14 protein-coding genes are annotated in these 16,812 nt (G+C 68.9%); 11 read left to right on the plus strand and 3 right to left on the minus strand.

Annotated elements, in window-relative coordinates; translation table 11 throughout:
* Positions 1–12: 12 nt before the first annotated feature.
* Together H1226_RS11435 and H1226_RS11440 are read right to left on the minus strand one after the other, a co-directional pair.
* Positions 13–930, minus strand: a complete 918-nt coding sequence (locus H1226_RS11435) for a TRM11 family SAM-dependent methyltransferase (protein ID WP_258348979.1) — start codon at positions 928–930, stop codon at positions 13–15.
* Between the two features lie 44 nt (positions 931–974).
* Positions 975–1,886, minus strand: a complete 912-nt coding sequence (locus H1226_RS11440) for a class I SAM-dependent methyltransferase (RefSeq protein WP_258348980.1) — start codon at positions 1,884–1,886, stop codon at positions 975–977.
* Between the two features lie 533 nt (positions 1,887–2,419).
* Between H1226_RS11440 and H1226_RS11445 the strand changes: the two genes are divergently transcribed.
* The 9 genes from H1226_RS11445 to H1226_RS11485 all read left to right on the plus strand — a co-directional run bounded on the left by H1226_RS11445 (position 2,420) and on the right by H1226_RS11485 (position 13,082).
* The gene (locus H1226_RS11445; RefSeq protein ID WP_258348981.1) at positions 2,420–3,289 is read left to right on the plus strand and encodes a sigma-70 family RNA polymerase sigma factor; all 870 of its coding nucleotides are present in this window, start codon (positions 2,420–2,422) and stop codon (positions 3,287–3,289) included.
* 131 nt (positions 3,290–3,420) lie between these two features.
* Positions 3,421–3,741: a pilin gene (locus H1226_RS11450; RefSeq protein ID WP_373690040.1), complete on the plus strand. Its 321-nt coding sequence runs from the start codon at positions 3,421–3,423 to the stop codon at positions 3,739–3,741.
* Positions 3,741–4,724, plus strand: a complete 984-nt coding sequence (locus H1226_RS11455) for a hypothetical protein (RefSeq protein WP_258348982.1) — start codon at positions 3,741–3,743, stop codon at positions 4,722–4,724. The genes H1226_RS11450 and H1226_RS11455 overlap by 1 nt, the downstream gene beginning before the upstream one ends.
* A 43-nt stretch (positions 4,725–4,767) precedes the next feature.
* Positions 4,768–5,664: a hypothetical protein gene (locus H1226_RS11460; protein WP_258348983.1), complete on the plus strand. Its 897-nt coding sequence runs from the start codon at positions 4,768–4,770 to the stop codon at positions 5,662–5,664.
* Positions 5,661–6,707 carry a PrgI family protein gene (locus tag H1226_RS11465; protein WP_258348984.1) on the plus strand — a complete coding sequence of 349 codons (1,047 nt, stop codon included), beginning with the start codon at positions 5,661–5,663 and terminating at the stop codon, positions 6,705–6,707. The genes H1226_RS11460 and H1226_RS11465 overlap by 4 nt, the downstream gene beginning before the upstream one ends.
* Positions 6,707–8,578 carry a VirB4 family type IV secretion system protein gene (locus tag H1226_RS11470; protein ID WP_258348985.1) on the plus strand — a complete coding sequence of 624 codons (1,872 nt, stop codon included), beginning with the start codon at positions 6,707–6,709 and terminating at the stop codon, positions 8,576–8,578. Before H1226_RS11465 ends, H1226_RS11470 begins: the two co-directional genes overlap by 1 nt.
* A 29-nt stretch (positions 8,579–8,607) precedes the next feature.
* Positions 8,608–11,052 (plus strand): type IV secretory system conjugative DNA transfer family protein, encoded by a 2,445-nt coding sequence (locus H1226_RS11475; RefSeq protein ID WP_258348986.1) that lies wholly within the window; start codon positions 8,608–8,610, stop codon positions 11,050–11,052.
* Positions 11,053–11,126: 74 nt separating this feature from the next.
* Positions 11,127–12,125 (plus strand): replication-relaxation family protein, encoded by a 999-nt coding sequence (locus tag H1226_RS11480; protein ID WP_258348987.1) that lies wholly within the window; start codon positions 11,127–11,129, stop codon positions 12,123–12,125.
* A 6-nt stretch (positions 12,126–12,131) separates the two neighbouring features.
* Positions 12,132–13,082 carry a peptidoglycan DD-metalloendopeptidase family protein gene (locus tag H1226_RS11485; protein WP_258348988.1) on the plus strand — a complete coding sequence of 317 codons (951 nt, stop codon included), beginning with the start codon at positions 12,132–12,134 and terminating at the stop codon, positions 13,080–13,082.
* Positions 13,083–14,474: 1,392 nt separating this feature from the next.
* Here H1226_RS11485 and H1226_RS11490 read toward each other — a convergent pair.
* Positions 14,475–14,915 carry a hypothetical protein gene (locus H1226_RS11490; protein ID WP_258348989.1) on the minus strand — a complete coding sequence of 147 codons (441 nt, stop codon included), beginning with the start codon at positions 14,913–14,915 and terminating at the stop codon, positions 14,475–14,477.
* A gap of 341 nt (positions 14,916–15,256) precedes the next feature.
* On the opposite strand from H1226_RS11490, the gene H1226_RS11495 reads away from it, so the two are divergent.
* Both H1226_RS11495 and H1226_RS11500 read left to right on the plus strand, forming a co-directional pair.
* Positions 15,257–16,000 carry a hypothetical protein gene (locus H1226_RS11495; protein ID WP_258348990.1) on the plus strand — a complete coding sequence of 248 codons (744 nt, stop codon included), beginning with the start codon at positions 15,257–15,259 and terminating at the stop codon, positions 15,998–16,000.
* Positions 16,001–16,085: 85 nt separating this feature from the next.
* Positions 16,086–16,484 (plus strand): hypothetical protein, encoded by a 399-nt coding sequence (locus tag H1226_RS11500; protein WP_258348991.1) that lies wholly within the window; start codon positions 16,086–16,088, stop codon positions 16,482–16,484.
* Positions 16,485–16,812: the final 328 nt, after the last annotated feature.

Here is a 16,812-nt window from a genome sequence, read left to right on the forward strand (position 1 = left end):
GGTGCTGTCGATTCAGTTGGCGTGCTGTTGTTCTGGTTGCTTGGTGGGATGGTCGGGTGTGCGGAAGATGAGGACGTCTTCGTGTGCGATGAGGTGCAGTGGGAGTCCGGCGTCGCGTTGTTTGCGGATGAAGTCGCGTTGGAAGAAGGAGCCGCGGGCGATAAGTTCGGTGCCGGTGGCTCGGGCCAGTAGCGCGACGCAGCGTTCGGTGGGGAAGAGTCCGGCGCGTTGTCCGCAGGTGAGGATTTGGGAGGGGAGGTCGATGAGTTCGGAGTGTTCTCGCCAGGGGCGGAGGGTGATGACGATGTGTCCGCCGGGTTTGAGGAATGTACGGAGTGCGGTGAGGATGCGGGTGAATCCGGCGAGGAGTCGGTGGTGCCCGATGTTGGCGAGATTGCCGCGGTCGAGAGCGTTGCCGTAGCGGTGATGGAACTTCTGCACGGTGTTGTCCGGTTTCGTGATGACTTGGCCGTGGACTGAGGGCCCGTAGGGCGGGCTGGTGACGGCGAGGGAGGCTTGGCCGGCGTACTCGACCGGCAGCAGTGAGCCGAGCTGGCGGGCGTCTCCGGAATAGACCTCGCCGTGGTGGCCGACGCCGTCGTCGGCGGCGAGGGCAACGTTGTCGCGCGCGACCTGAACCCAGTGCGGTTCGTATTCGACGCCGACTGCTCGGCGTCCGGCGTGGAGGGCTTCGACGAGGGTGGTGCCGATGCCGCACATCGGGTCGATCACGAGGTCGCCGGGTTGGGTGTAGTGGGCGATGGCGTGGGCGGCCACGGCCGGGAGCATCTTCGCGGGGTGTGCGGTCGACTCAGGGGTGTAGCGGTGTTTGCGCTGGGAGGCGGGCGCGGACTGGGCTGTCGCCCACACCGAGACCCCCGAGCTTGACGTGGTGTTGCCGGTGGTGTCGGCGTGCTGGCGTTCGGACATGTCGGGGTCCTTCCTGTCGTCGGGCTCGGAGCTCTGGTGCGGGGTCACGGGTGTTCGCCGTTCGCGTGGTCGGTGGGTTGGGCGAACACGAGCAGGTCGGAGTGGATCCGCCGATGCGGCGTCACCTGCCGGGCCCGGCTTTCGGCAGTCGTTTCGGGAGTGGTGGTGTCGGGTGGGGTGAGGGGGTGGCGATGCAGGGGTGTGTGGAGGACGACGAGGTGCTGGAGGTAGAGCAGGTCGGCGTTCTGCCCTGCCGCCACAATCGAGCCGGTCGGGTCGACCAGCACACCGTCGTTTTGGTGACTGTGGGTGAGTACGGCGAGGGTGCCGCCGGTGCGGAGGCGACGTGCTGCGTGCAGTGCGACGAGATCGGTCACCGCGTCCCCGGAAGCGTCTGGTGAGAGGCTGGTGATGATCAGGTCAAGATCCGCATTCGGCACGTCGGCGGCCAGGCCGCGCACTGCCTCCGCGTGCTCTGGGGCGAGTGCGGTGTGGTGGGCGTCGGGGGTGATGAGCCCGTCCCAGAACGGCCGTGACACGACGGCCCTCCTCACAGCAGGGCCGGAGTTGGGGACTTGGTCGAGGACGGCGACCCGGCCGGTTCGGTCGATCACGGCCAGGGCGTCGTCGGCTTGCTCGTCGAGTTCGGGGGTGTGCTCGGTGGCGTTCGTGCGGGGCCAGGGCAGCAGGCCGACTCGGGCGCCGGGTTCGGTGAACGCGGTGGTGATCTGCCGGATGAGCGCGGGTGGCCAGGCCAGTGCCGGGTCGATGGGGGCGGGGGGTGCCCATACCGAGCTGGGGATCGCTGCGGCGGCCTTGCCGCGGGGGCTGTGTTCCCGGCGTCGCCGGGTGGTGGCGGGCCGGGCGTGGTGCGGGCGGGTGCGGTCCGGCGCTCCGGGGTACGGCCGGGGGTCGGAACCGCGGCGAGGCGGGTGGGAGGAATGCGGAGTCGGCATCGGGTGTGTCCTTTCGGCGGGAGGGGTCTCGGTGGCCCGTGAAGGTGTTCTCACCTATAAATGCCGAAAAATTGGCCCGGATGGGACACGGCGAGGCCAGATTTTTTAAAAAAGTCTTCGAGCGCCCTCGATGTGGGCTGTGTCGTGTCGGCGAAGCGGGAAGAGGTGCTGGGTGATCGAATCATTCGATCGTCTCGTCGTCACTGATCGGCAAGGCGCTGAATCAAGATTTTCTTGAAAAATTTTTAGTGGTCTTGGTTAGTGTGAGGTGTCGAGGTTCCCCAGGTCCGGCAAGTGAACCCGCAAAGCCGTGTTAGTCCACTAGCAGTGCAGCTCACTGCATGTGTGCGCGATCAAAGTGTGCGCTGGGATCTGGTGCTTTTCTCTCGCTGCGGCCGATCATGGTTAGTGTCGTGGTGAGAGTTCGGTACTCGTTGTGTGAGTGCTCGGTATGTGGTGTGTGAGAGTTCGGTAATACCCCGCATGGCCTCCTTGCGGGGCGTCGCTCGCCCCGTGTTCTGTGGAGGTTTTCCATGTGCCGTGATCCGCTCGAACGGGATGCCGATTCTGGTGAGAACGGTGCGCTCACGACCGCGCATCGCGCGTTTTCGTTGCTCACTGCTGGCCCGCGTCCGCTGGCCTTGAATGGACGGAACTTCCCCGGCCTTCCCCTGCGATGGGTTCCGCTGGATGAGGTTCAGCAGGTCGTGTTGCACCGCCGGTGCCCGCAACCGCTCCGGGACCGGATCTGGGCGCATTTGGCCAGGCGCTCCCGCGCGGAAGGCGGAGCGTGGACGGTGGCCTGTGTCGGCGTGGCGTTGCCCGCGCTGCTCACCATCACCACGCGGCTCACCGCCCGTCATGCCCTGGACGCGGCCGACCTGCACGCCGCCGTGCTGACCGGCTTCCTGTCCGGAGTGGCCGAGATCGACCTCGAGGCCGCGGGCATCATGAACCGGCTCCGGTGGGCGGCGTTTCGCGCCGGGCACACCGCCCTGCGCGACGCACTCGACACCCCGCCGCCCACCTCGGAGACCAGCCCCGGCGAGGAGACGACCGGCCCCGGGCGCGCTCCCGTCCGCTTATTGACGTCCGCTGATGCGGGACACCCGGACTTGGTGCTGGCCCGTGCGGTCGCCGACGGAGTCCTGACTCCGGCCGAGGCCGACGTGATCGCCGCGACGCGCCTTGACAGGCGGTCACTGCGCCACATCGCGGCCGAGGGCGGCCACTCCTACGAGGTCCTGAAGAAGCAGCGCCAGCGCGCCGAAGGACGCCTCGCCGCCCACCTCACCGCACCCGGCGAACACCCCGATGGCCCGTCCACACCACCGCACCGAACCTCACTGCCCGTGACCAATCTTCGGGCGGGTTCGGCCCCGAGCGCAGGGAAAGCGCGTTGACCCCGGCCCACCGCTCCTGCCGCCAACCCGCTCGCCCCGGAGGCGCCCTCATGCCGAACACGACCCCACTCCACCCCTTGCCCCGACACCGCCGAGCCCGCTGTCGCTCTGCCCGCCTGGATGCCCGCCGGGTGCTGTTCCTGGTCGTGCTGGTGACCAGTGGGCTGCTGGCGGTGTCGTGTCCGGCGCAGGCGGAGACCACGCATGTGGTCGCGCTGGTGGGCTCGCTGGAGGAAGTGCTGAACAACATCCGCAACTGGGTCATGGGCATTCTCGCCCTGGTCGCGACCGTGTTCCTCACGATCGGCGGGGTCCGGTACCTGTTGGCCAACGGTGATCCCGGCGAGGTGGAGAAAGCCAAGAGCGCCTTCCGCAACGCCGCCTTCGGCTACCTGCTCGCCGCGTTGGCACCGGTGGTTGTGGACATCCTGCGCGGCCTGGTCGGAGCCTGATGATGCGCGCCCCGACACCCTGCGCCGCCCGCCTGACCCTCGTACTGCTGCTGATCGCACTCGGCTTCGTCGGCGGCCCCGTCGCCTCAGCGCAACCGCCCGTTCCCACACCTGCCCCGGCGCCTGCGGATCCACCGGTACCGCTGCCACCGCGTCCCGATGCGTGTGGGCCGGGCACGGCGCTGCCGGTGTGCGAATTCCCGGCGCCACCGAGCAGGCCACCCCCGCCCCCGGAACCGACCACCCCAGAGCCGGTCGAGGCCGACCAGGAGTGCGGTTTCACCAACATTCCCGGTTGCGTTTCCGGGGCGATCGCCGCGTTCTTCAAAGGCCTGGTCACCCCGGGGCTGAATGAGCTGCTGGGATTGTTGGCGGACTCGTTGCTGGTGACACCTCGACTGGATGAGTTGCCGGTGATGGGGGAGATCTGGGAGCAGTCCCGCCAGATCGTGCTCGTTACCTACAGCCTCGTGGTCACGATCGCCGGGCTTATCGTCTTGGCGTATCAGACGATGCAGACCCGGGCGTCGATCAAGGAAATCCTCCCACGGGTCGCGGTCGGATTTCTGGCCGCGAACCTCTCGCTCCTGTTCGCCGGTTACGCGATCGACATCGCCAACGCATTCTCGCAAGCGATCCTGGGAAACAACCTTGACCCGGAGCAAGCCGGGCAGGCGATGACCGACACGCTGATGCACGACCTCGACGGCGGCACCCTGTTCTTGTTGTTCGTCGCGCTGGCGTTGTTGGTGATGCTGCTCGTGGTGCTGCTGACATATGTCGTGCGGCTCATGCTCACCATCATTTTGCTGGCCGCCGCGCCGATCCTGCTGATGTGTCACGCGCTCCCGCAGACCGAGGGGATCGCGCTGTGGTGGTGGAAAGCGTTCGGCGGAGTGCTGGTGATCCAGATCGGGCAAGCCTTCGCTTTGGTGGCGGCGCTGAAACTGTTCTTCTTGCCTGGCGGAATCACGCTCTTCTGAAAACCCTCCCTGTTCGTTCGTTTTCTCGTGTGGTGGGTGTGTCGTGATCAATTTTCTAGTAGCGCTCGCATTGTGTTACGTACTGATCAAAATCCCGTTCTGGGTGTTGAGTTCCATCAAGGGGCGCGGCGGCTCGTCCTTGATCGGCGGGTTGGTACGCGGTGTCATTGCATACAAGACGTTCGGCCTGCTCGGCGGCGGTGGTGGCCGTTCGGCGCCGAAGAAGCCGAAGACGACGGCGCCGGAATCGGCGGATCCGTATGCGAAGGCACGAACGGATTCCCGCGGCCAGTACGTGATGCCGTTCGAGGGCATCAAGCGCAGCAAGCCCCCGAAACCCGCGTATCAGAAGTACGCGCCGAAACAGCGGTCGACGCCGCGGTCGCGGCGTGGCCCGGACCGGCAGCTGATGCTGCCCTTGGACGGGGAATGGCCCGAGAACAAGCCCGTCCTCGAACCCGATGGGCAGTACCGGCTGCCCATGCGCACACAGCGCCAGCCGCGCCCGAAACAGCCCGCACCGCTGCCTCCGCCGAAACCCGGCCGTTCCCGGCAGATGCGGTTCCCGACCGACGGGGAATGGCCGGAGAACAGGCCCCGTGAAGGTGCTGATGGCCAGTACCGGCTGCCGATCTCGGTGCGCCGCCAGGCGCGCCCGGCTTCGCCGCCGGTGCCGCCGGAGCCGAAGGCGACCGGGCACTCGGAGCAGATCGCGCTGCCGCTCGGGCGGGACTGGCCGGAGAACCGGCCCCGCGCGGGCCGCGACGGGCAGTACCGGCTTCCGCTCAACGTGCGCCGCCAACCCCCACCTCGTCCTGCCCGGCCCGTTGACCCGCCGCCGCGGGCGCCGCGGCGGCGCGCCGCCCACCAGCTCCCGCTGCCGCTGAAGCCCCCGCCCCGCCGTCCCCGTCGGCCGCGTTCCTCTGGAGGCCCGTCATGAGTGCTCCGATCAAGATCCCCGCTGATGTCGAAGTCGAAGACCGCGTGCTCGGTCCGCTGACCGCGCGCCAGCTCGCCGTGTTCACCGCGACCGCGCTCGTGCTCTACGTGGCCTGGCGCGGCACCCACGGGTTCGTCCCGCTGCCGGTGTTCGGCGCGGTCGCCGTGGTCGTCGGTGGTGGGGTGGCGGTGCTGGTGCTGGGCCACCGCGACGGCCTGCCCCTGGACCGGCTGCTGCTGGCCGCGCTCCGGCAGCGCCTGCAGCCGCGCATGCGGGTAACCGCACCCGAAGGTATCCAGCCTGCTCCGGCCTGGATCACCGCCCACACCACCACCGACTCGCCCCACGACGTGGGTGGTGTGGGGGTGGGGATCGGGTTGCCGGCCGAGGACATCTCCGAAGCCGGTGTCCTCGACCTCGGCCGCGACGGGCTCGCCGTCGTCGCCGCGTGTTCGACGGTCAACTTCGCCCTGCGCACCCCGGGGGAGCAGGAGTCGCTGGTCGGGGTGTTCGCCCGCTGGCTGCATTCGCTGACGGCCCCGGCCCAGATCCTGGTGCGCGCCGAACGCCTGGATGTGTCCGGGCAGGTCGCCGACCTCGACGCCCGCGCCCCCGGCCTGCCGCACCCGGCACTCGAGGCCGCCGCCCGCGAGCACGCCGGCTACCTCGCCGACCTGGCCGCGGGCAACGACCTGCTGCGTCGCCAAGTGCTGCTCGTCCTGCGTGAACCCCGCACGCCCCTGGCCAGCTCCGGCGGACTCGGCGGCCTGCTGCCCGGCCGCCGTGGTCGTGAGGACCCGGGCGGGCACGCCCCGGGCAGTGCCGAGCGCCGCGCCGCCGAAACCCGCCTGGTCCGGCGTCTCGGAGAAGCCGCCGAGCTACTGCACCCCGCCGGAATCACCGTGACCTCGCTCGATGCGGCCCAGGCGGAAACGGTGCTCGCGTCGGCCTGCAACCCTGACCGGCTCCTGCCCGCTTCGGCGGAGCTCGCTCACGCCGACGACATCGTCACCGCCCACCAGCAGGACGAGGAGAGGCAGTAATGCGCGCGACCAACACAGCACAGCAGGAGAACCCGTCCGCCGCGTTCGTCCCCGACTCCCTGGTTGTGGGGACCCGGCACGTGCAGGTCGGCTCGGATTGGGTCGCGAGTTTCGCGATCACTGGGTTTCCCCGTGAGGTGCATCCGGGGTGGCTGTCGCCGCTGCTGACCTACCCGGGCCGGGTGGACGTCAGCGTGCACATCACCCCAGTCGATCCCGCCACAGCAGCGAAAGGACTGCGCAAGCAACTCGGCAAGCTCGAATCCGGGCGTCGTCATACCGCCGAGCACGGGAGGCTGGCCGACCCCCAGATCGAGGCCGCCACCGAAGACGCCTACGAGCTCTCCGACCGCATCGCCCGCGGCGAAGGAAAACTCTATCGGCTCGGGCTGTACGTGAGCGTGCACGCCGCAACCGAGCAGGCGCTGGCCGACGAAGTCCAAGCCGTCCGCTCCCTGGCGGCGAGCCTGCTGCTGGACGCCCAGCCCACGACGTTCCGCTCGGTGCAGGGCTGGATCTCCACCCTGCCGATGGGCCTCGACCTGATCGGCATGCGACGCGCCTTCGACACCACCGCCCTGGCCGCCGCCTTCCCCTTCACCAGCCCCGACTTGCCCCCACCCGATCCGGCATCGCCTGCCGTGGCCGACGGGGTGCTCTACGGCTACAACCTCGGTTCCCAAGGGCTCGTGCACTGGGACCGGTTCGGCCCCGGGATGCACAACCACAACAGCGTGGTCCTCGGCCGCTCCGGCGCGGGCAAGTCCTACTTGGTGAAACTGGAGCTGCTGCGCAGCCTCTACCGCGGCGTCGACGTCGCCGTCCTAGACCCCGAAGACGAATACACCCGCCTGACCACAGCGGTCGGAGGCACGCAGGTCAATCTAGGGGAGCCGGGTGTGCGGCTCAACCCGTTCGACCTGCCCGTGCACGTCCGCGCCGATGGGCGCCGCACGATCGCCCCGGACGCACTCGCCCGCCGGAGCCTGTTCCTGCACACCGTCCTGGCCGTCCTGCTCGGCCGCGACCTCGACCCCGGCGAACGCGCGGTCTGCGATCGCGCGATCTCGGCGACCTACCAAGCAGCCGGGATCACCGACGATCCACGCACGTGGACCAGGTCCGCGCCGCTGCTGCGGGACCTGCGCGACACCCTCGCCGCCGACATCGACAGCACCGCGCGAACGCTGGCCGAGCGGCTGCATCCGTTCGTCGACGGCGCCTTCTCCGGGCTCTTCGACGGACCCACCACCACCGAGCCCGAAGGGCACCTGGTCACCTTCGGGCTGCGCGAGCTGCCCGACGAGCTCAAGCCACTCGGGACGCTGCTCACGTTGGATGCGGTGTGGCGGCGGGTGACCAACCCCGCCGACCGGCGCCCGCGCCTGGTCGTAGTCGACGAGGCCTGGCTGCTCATGCAGCAACCCGAAGGCGCTCGGTTCTTGTTCCGGATGGCGAAGGCGTCACGCAAGCACTGGGCGGGGCTGACCGTGGCGACCCAGGACACCGCCGACGTCCTGGCCACCGACCTGGGCAAAGCCGTTGTGAACAACGCGGCGACCCAGGTCCTTTTGCGCCAGGCGTCCCAGGCCATCGACGAGATCACCACGGTGTTCGACCTCTCCGCCGGAGAACGCCAATTCCTCCTGTCCGCCGACCTCGGCCAAGGACTGCTCTCGGCAGGCACCCAGCGTGTCGCCTTCCAAACCCTCGCTTCCCAGGTGGAGCACGAGCTGGTGACCAGCAACCCCGCCGAACTCACCGACCACGACCCACTCGAACACTCCACAGTGGACTCCGGGCTCGGGGATGACGGCGAGGCCGAGTTGTCGGTGGGCGACGACGGCGAACTCGACCTCGGCCACGCCTGATTGCCACCTGCTCCGGAAGGGAGCTGCTGATGTTCGTTCTCATTCCACTGCCCAGCACGTCCGAACCGGGTGGTAGCTGGGTGGCCGACTATCTCCGCGACCCGGCCGCCGTCCTCGACCCTGCTGTGCAGGTCGCCGTGGCCTGCTGGCCGGTCGTGGTGGCGCTGCTCGCGCTGCTTTCCGCGCTGCTGGCGTGGGCACGGCACTGGCAGTGGGCGCGGCGCCGAGCTGAGCTGGCCGCCGACGCGCGGGTGGTGACGGTGCTGGCACCCCCGCAGGTGGACCCGGCGGGTGGGGCGGCGTTGTGGTCGAACCTCGTCGGGTTGCTGCGGCCGTCGTGGCGACGGTGGCTGCGCGGGCAGCCGCACGTGGCCTGGGAGTACGCGTTCTCCGAGGCGGGTACCGCGCTGCGGTTGTGGGTGCCGGGAGTGATCCCACCGGGCCTGGTCGAGCGCGCGGTGGAGGCCGCGTGGCCCGGTGCGCGCACCAGCACCGAGCCCGCCACGCCACCGCTACCGGGACCGGAGCACGGGCAGCAACGAGTCCTCGTCGCCGGTGAGCTGCACCTCGGTAGACCGGAAGCGTTACCGATCCGCACCAGCTTCGACGCCGACCCGCTCCGCGGCGTGATCGGGGCCCCGGTGGGGCTGATGGCCGGCGAGTACGCCTGCGTGCAGGTCCTCGCCCGGCCCGTCACCGGCACTCGCGCTGCCCGAGCCCGCCGCACGGCACGCACCCTGCAGGCCGGGCACTCGACTCGGCTGGTGGGCCGGGTGCTGGACCTGCTCACCCCGCACACCACGCCCCGCCGACGCAGCACCACGCGAACACGGACGCCGCAGCAGGATCCCCAGACCTCCCTGGCGCTGTCGGCGCTGAACCGCGCCGTGGTCGCCAAACAGCAAGGCGGCCAGTACGAAACCCGCGTGCGGTACACGGTGACCAGCGAGCTCCCCGTCGACGCCAGCGAACAGCAGCTCCGTTCGGCACGCGAGACCGCGCGAGGCCGAGCACACGCGCTTGCCTCGGGATTCGCAGCGTTCACTGATCACAACCACTACCGTCGCCACCGCCTCCTGCAACCGGCCCGGATCGTCGGTGAGCGCCGCCTCGGCCGAGGGGACTTGCTCTCGATCGCCGAGCTCGCCGCGGTCGCGCACCTCCCGCACGACGAGAACCTCCCCGGCCTGCACCGCGCCGGGGCGAAAGCACTCGCACCCCCACCCGGCATCCCCGTTCCCGGTCCGACGGTGAAGCCACTCGGAGACTCCGACTCCGGGCAGTCCCGGCCGGTAGGGCTGCGGATCACCGATGCCCGGCACCACGTGCACGTGCTCGGCGCGACCGGCTCCGGGAAATCCACGCTGCTGGCGAACATGCTGCTCGCCGACGTCGAAGCCGAACGCGGCCTGGTCCTGATCGACCCGAAAGGGGACCTCGCCACCGACCTGCTGATGCGCCTGCCCCGCGACGCCGGGCAGCGGGTGGTGCTCTTCGACGCCGACAACCCCGCCCGCCCGCCCTGCCTGAACCCCTTGGACGGCGGCGACACCGACCTGGCCGTCGACAACCTCGTCAGCGTGTTCCGCAGGGTCTACTCCGCCTTCTGGGGACCACGCACCGACGACGTCATGAGGGCAGCCTGCCTGACCCTGCGCGCCCAGGCCGGAGTCGCCACCCTTGCGGACCTACCCAAGCTGCTCGCGGAACCAGCGTTTCGTGCCCGCGTCGTCGCCCGCCTCCACGACCCGGTCCTGCGCGGCTTCTGGAGCTGGTACGACGAGCTCACCGACGCCGGACGATCCCAGGCCATCGCACCGCTGATGAACAAGCTTCGGGCGTTCCTGCTGCGTCCGTTCGTCCGCGACGCTCTCACCGCCGGACCCTCCACCGTGAACATGAGTCGCGTTCTCGACGAGGGCGGGATCTGCCTGGTGCGCATCCCGAAAGGCTCCCTGGGAGAGGAGACCACCAAGCTCGTCGGCTCCCTCGTCGTCGCCCGCACCTGGCAGGCCACCACCGCCCGCGACCACACCCCACAACCCGAACGCCCCGACGCCAGCCTCGTGATCGACGAGGCCCACAACTTCCTCAACCTGCCCTATCCGATCGAGGACATGCTCGCCGAAGCCCGCGGCTTCCGGCTCTCGATGACCCTGGCCCACCAACACCTCGGGCAACTCCCACGCGACCTGCGCGAAGGCATCTCCACCAACGCCCGCTCCAAGATCTACTTCGCCGCCGGACCCGACGACGCCCACGACCTCGCCCGCCACACCGCACCGCACCTGTCCGAACACGACCTCACCCACCTCGGCGCCTACCACGCCGCCGCCCGCCTGGTCTCCCACGGCGAACACGCCCGCCCCTTCACCCTCACCACCCGCCCCCTGCCCGAACCCACCCCCGGCCGCGCACGCCACATCCGCACCACCAGCACACAGGCCACAGTGGACACACAGAGTCCGCGCTAGAAGTCGCTCTTTCCCCGCATTCCGCCACGGCCATGCCGTCGTGCCCGTTTCCTCTTCTCTGCGAGGTGATTGCTGTGAGCCGGTTCCCTGTTCGCCAGCATGTACTGCGCCCTGCCCGCGTAGATGTCCGGAATCCACGCTCGGCCAATACCGCCGAGCACCAGATGCGACTGGCCTCCCGGCTCACCCCTCGGGACCGGTGGCTGGCCGCGATGGTCCACGAACACCGAGTCCTGACCGGCGACCAGCTCGCCGCACTCGCCTTCCCGTCCGGGCGCGCAGCCCGCGCCCGCCTGCGAGAACTGTGGCAGTGGTCGGTCCTCGACCGGTTCCAACCCGTCCTGGCCCGCGGTTCCGCACCGATGCACTACGTCCTCGGCCCCGCCGGAGCCACCGTCCTGGCCGCCGCGCACGGCGTGAACGTCAAAGACCTCGGCTACCGCCGCGACCGCGTCCTCGGCCTCGCCCACAGCCTGCGCCTCGCACACACCGTCGGCCGCAACCAACTCCTGACCACCCTCACCACCCATACCCACCGTCACTGCGACGCGGAACTCACTGCCTGGTGGTCGGAGAACCGCTGTGCCCGCCACATCGGCGACCTCGCCCGCCCCGACGCCTACGCCCATTGGCGCACCGCCCGCTGCGAGATCGCCTTCTACCTCGAATACGACACCGGCACCGAAGCACTCCCGAAACTCACCGCGAAACTCCCCGGCTACCATGACCTCGCCCGCAGCAGCGGCCACACCCTCCCACTCCTGATCTGGCTCCCCAGCCCACGCCGCGAGGCCCACGCCCGCCGCGCCCTGCACCAGGCTTGGAACCGCCTCGACTACCCCGCGCACCTGCCCATCGCCACCGCCAGCCCCCACCCCACCCTCGATCCCGGCGGGGACGTGTGGCTGCCGCTGGAGAACACCGGGCCACGCCGCACCCTCGACCGACTCCCCGACGCCTGGCCTCACCTCACCCACCCCGACCCCGACGACGAACCCCCCACCCCCGCAGGCACCACCACACTTCTGCCGCCACCGTCACCGCAGGCCCCGAACCCCAGCTCCGGGCGGTGAGGCGGCATGGTGCGCCTGGCCGCCGGTACCGCCGCCGCGTTCCTGCTCCTACTCGTCACCCTCATTGCCGCCGTGACCAGCACCGTTGCTGCCCTCACTGCCAGCGGCGGAAACGGAAGCGCACCAAGCCAGGCGGCGCTGGCCGACATCCCCGCCGACTACCTCACCCTCTACCAACGCGCCGCACCCCTATGCCCCGGACTGGACTGGGCCGTACTCGCCGCGATCGGGAAGGTCGAAACCGACCACGGACGCCTCGACGCCCCCGGCGTCCGAGACGGCGAAAACTTCGCAGGCGCGGGCGGACCGATGCAATTTCTCGCCCCCACCTTCGACTCCGTCGTCACCGAGCATCCGCTCCCGCCGGGCGGAGCAACCCCTCCGTCGCGTTACCACCCGCACGACGCCATCCACGCCGCCGCCTTCTACCTCTGCGACTCCGGCGCCCGCCACGGCGACTTCCGCTCGGCGATTTTCGCCTACAACCACGCCGACTGGTACGTCTCGAAGGTCCTCGCCCAAGCCGAGGACTACCGGGCCACGGCGAGCACGCCGGCCACCTCGCCCAACGGATGGGTCGTGCCCGTCCAAGGACGGTGCACCTCCGGGTTCGGACCGCGCGAGGGTGACATCCACCGGGGCCAAGACCTCGCCGCACCGATCGGCACACCCATCCTCGCGGCCCATGACGGCACCATCATCAACGCAGGACCCGCCTCCGGCTACGGACTCTGGGTCCGCATCGAGCACGCCGACGGCACCATCACCACTTACGGCCACAACCACCGAAACCACGTCACCGCAGGTCAAGTCGTGCGTGCCGGGCAGCCCATCGCCGAAGTCGGCAACCGTGGCGAGTCCACCGGAGCACACTTGCACTTCCAGATTGAGGAAGGCGGGCACCCGGTCGACCCCATCGGGTTCTACAACGAGCATGGGGTGCGGCTATGTCCATAAATCGGGCACACCGCATGATGGCGAGGCGCTCGTCAACGGCGGCGTGGTAGCAGAAGCGATAGCACGCGCAGCGCAGCCTTTCGCCGTTGCGGAGATCGCGAAAATAGCGCTACCGCGACTGCCAGAGAAATCAAGAAAAGATAAATGGATGCTCCGAGGGGGGCAATAAGGAGTGCTCCGGGCATCCACGCCGGGTAATTCATGGGATTCACTGATCGGTCAGCGTTGGCATCTGGGGGCAGCCTGTTCTGAGTGCGTTGCACGCCCTTGACTGGTAAGTGAGTACTGGGTCAAGTTCGAGGGGGGGGAAAGCTCGAGGCCCGACCTACACCGCCGCCTTGGAATCCGTATAGGCGAAACTGCTTACTGCACTTCTGACTGAAGGACTTGTGGGCCTTCGCCGAATCGTGAAGAGCGGTAAGTAGCCCTATGGGGATCCCCGGCTCAAGGGAACGGTAAAGATTCCCTGCCTCAGTGATGTGTTTAATTAGTCGGTGGAGAGAGGGAGTGTTTGTGGCTGGTGTCGACTCGGTGGAAGATGGCTCCTTGAGGTGGTCAGCTTGGCGTGAATGGACCTTTTCGACGGCGCGGAGGGCGGCGTTGTATGAGCAGCCATGTTGTTGCTGATACGCCTTCGCGTCCCGCTGGCGCTTGCGATTGACGCACTTACGTCGGGGGTGGTCGCCCATGATCGCCTCCGCAGGGACCCACGCTACCCCGCACGAGGTCGGGTACCAGTCGCTGCCGTCGGCGCCGACTTGTCCTCAACGTCACCAGCCGCGTGGGGGTCAGATGACTCGGAAGGGGCGGGCGTTCCACCCGGCGAAAAATGTAGCAGTCTCGCCAACGGGTCGATCTCGGGGGCCATAGATGGCGACGGGGCCGTCGCCTTGGGTGGTGCTGTGTCCGGATAGCGGCACCACGCGGGAGGTGTGTGCCCGTGTTGTTGCGGGTGTAGTTATCTCGGCTGGTGTGGTGAGCGACGCCACGGGCGGGCGGTGGGAACGAGTCTCGTCATGAGTCGCGGCCGGGTTCGTCGCTGTCCTGTGTGCACGGTGTGTCCGGGATGGAGGCGAGCGGAAGTGGCGAGGCGTGTCGGGGCGGACGGCGAGTTGCTGCATATCTGGCTAACGGGTCAGGTCATGGGCCTCCTGGAAGAATCCGGGCGGGATCTTGACGGGGTGTGCGGGGAGGTCGATCGGTTGGTGCAGCGGTGGGGGCCGCGGCGTTGTCGCGAGCGCTGGCTGAAGCCACCGAAGCGGATCGTCGTGGTCCTGCGATGGCGCCGTCGCCGGGGCGGTGATGGCCGGGGCTGGACGCGTGCCGGGGCCGTGGCCTGAGCGGTATCCGTTCAGGCCACGGCCCCGACGGGTCCGGTCGTGGTGGTGTTGGTTAGTCGCGTGCCGTGGCGGGGTGGGTGTCCCAGGGGGTTCCGGCGGGCAGGGGTTCGACGTCGCCGACTCCGGCGCCGACGAGTCCGGCGAACGGCTTCTCGTTGCGGTCCATCAACAGGATTTTCTGGGTGAACAGCGGTGCTTCGCTGCTGTTGAGCGGTACGACGTTGTGGAACGAGGAGAGTTCGAACAGGATGAGCATCACCGTGCGGATTTCGGTGCGGTCCGGGTCGGCTTCGACGGAGAGGCCCCACACGCGGATGACGAGTTCGCGTTGCTGCGGGTTGATCTCGATGCGGGTGTGGATGTGGGCGGGTAGTCCGTCGTCGGCGCGGAGTTCGGTGATGGCGTCGGCGAGGCGCACGGCGGTGGCTTCGAGGGTGTAGCCGTGGCCGGTTCCGGCGCACAGGCCGTGGATCGCGTAGTTGTTTTCGGGCATGACGAGTCCTTTCATCGCACGGGCATTCGCCGCACGGGACGGAGAAGGAAACTGGAATTGACGGCGCCGGAATGGCGCTGATGCGTATCGACGCTCCATGGCGCCGGGCTGTCAATCCGGAATCCGGTAAATGGACCCGGTTGGGGTAACGATGTCGGGTCGTCGCGCCTGGTGGGAAACAAGTCACGTGTCTTGTTTTCGATTCGGCTTGACATTCGGAGCGGTATCGAGCGTCCATGGATGGCGTCACCCCGCGATTTCTGGATGCGCATCCGGTCGGAGTGGCGCCCCGGCCGGGGCATGGCCTCTATTGATCCACTGAAAGATTTGGGAGTGAAGTCATGCCCGCGAAGAACACTAAGAAGGCGAACGCCGCGCAACCGGCCACAGAGAAGCGCGCGACCCCAGCCGTACAGCCCGACACCGCCATCCCCGCGGCGGATGCCGTGCCTGAAGCGGCCCCGGCCGTACAGGGCGGAGACGGTGGTCCGCGGACCGAAGCTGAGGGCCAGCTCTGGGCGGTGCTGTCCGGTGAGCCGCAAACCACGGCCGCGCTGGCGGTGGCGGCCGGGGTCGGGCGGTCCACGGCGGCGAAGGCCCTGTCCCGGTGGGCGCTGGCAGGCACGATCACCCGCGATGTCGTCGGCGAGGGTGCCGGGCGGCGCTCGGAGTGGTCCCGCCAGCAGCACCCGGCGCCCGAGGCCGTCCTTGACCACGGCTCAGAGCAGGAGTTGGAGCCGGAGGAGGCCCCGCGTCAGCCTGAGCTCGCGGTCGTGCCCGAAGAGCTGAGCGTGCCTGAGCAGACGACGGAGGAGTCCGGGATTGAACCGGATTCCGGCAGGGACGAGGTGGCTGCTCCGCCGGTGACGCAGGAACGGTTGGCGCCGGGTGCGTTGCACGGTTTGGTCGAGGATTTCCTGCGCGAGCACCCTGGCGATGAGTTCGGGCCGAGCAAGATCGGCAAAGAATTGAGGCGCTCGTCGGGTGCGGTGAACAATGCGCTGGAAAAGATGGCGGAAAAAGGCGTGGTGATGAAAACCCGCGAAGCGCCGAAACGGTTCATGCTCGCCGAGACCGGCGACTGAGTCCGCTGTTTCCCGGTAGTGAGGTGGGGCCGTGTTGTGCGCGACATGGCCCCGCCTCTCATGCTGTGTGCATGGCATGGAGGGCGTGATCATGGTCGTGGAGAACGAATCGAGTTCAGGCGTGACCGGGTGGCCGCTGGAATCCGAGGAGGATGATCGGGGGCGTACGGGTGTGCGTGGCGATGAGGTGGTGCTGGCCGCCCCGGGGGTCGCGGTGCGTCCACCGATACGCACACCGTCCTGGGCGCACTTACTGGAACTGGTCGTCCCGGAGCTTGCCGGGCCACCCGATGAGGCCGATGGACCGATCCCCCGGCTGTTGTCGGCCGTCTGGCGCCGGAGCGCCCGGCCGCCGGTTCCCGGCTGCCCGTGCGAAGTGCTGATCATGGTGGAGGAGGCCGAACCTGTGGGCGGTGCGGCGCGGGTGAGCGCCCACGGCCACCCCTTCACCCACTCCGTACCCCTAGCCACGCCGACCGACTAACGCAGGGCGAACAGTGCCCCGCCGCCCCTGGGTGGCGGGGCACGACCACGTCTAGCCCTGGAACACGTGCGGCGCGTCGGGCCGTGTGCCCCTAGCGAACCGACGCCGCCGACGCACCGTTCCCCCGGGGGGTACAGCCGACGGGCACACCACGCCGCCGAAACCACCGGCGGGGCACGTCCGCACGCCGGGCAGTGTTGTTCAGCATCGCCGCCGACACGCGGACGGCTGCCTGCTCCGGCGGCGAGTGCGGGCGGTCGGGCTCGGCGAGCAGTGCTGGGTGAGGACGTGGTGTGCTCGCCGGCCTCGAGGTGACGAGGCGGCGAGG

Origin of the sequence: Saccharopolyspora gregorii, assembly GCF_024734405.1 — a bacterium.
Classification (GTDB): Bacteria; Actinomycetota; Actinomycetes; order Mycobacteriales; family Pseudonocardiaceae; genus Saccharopolyspora_C; species Saccharopolyspora_C gregorii.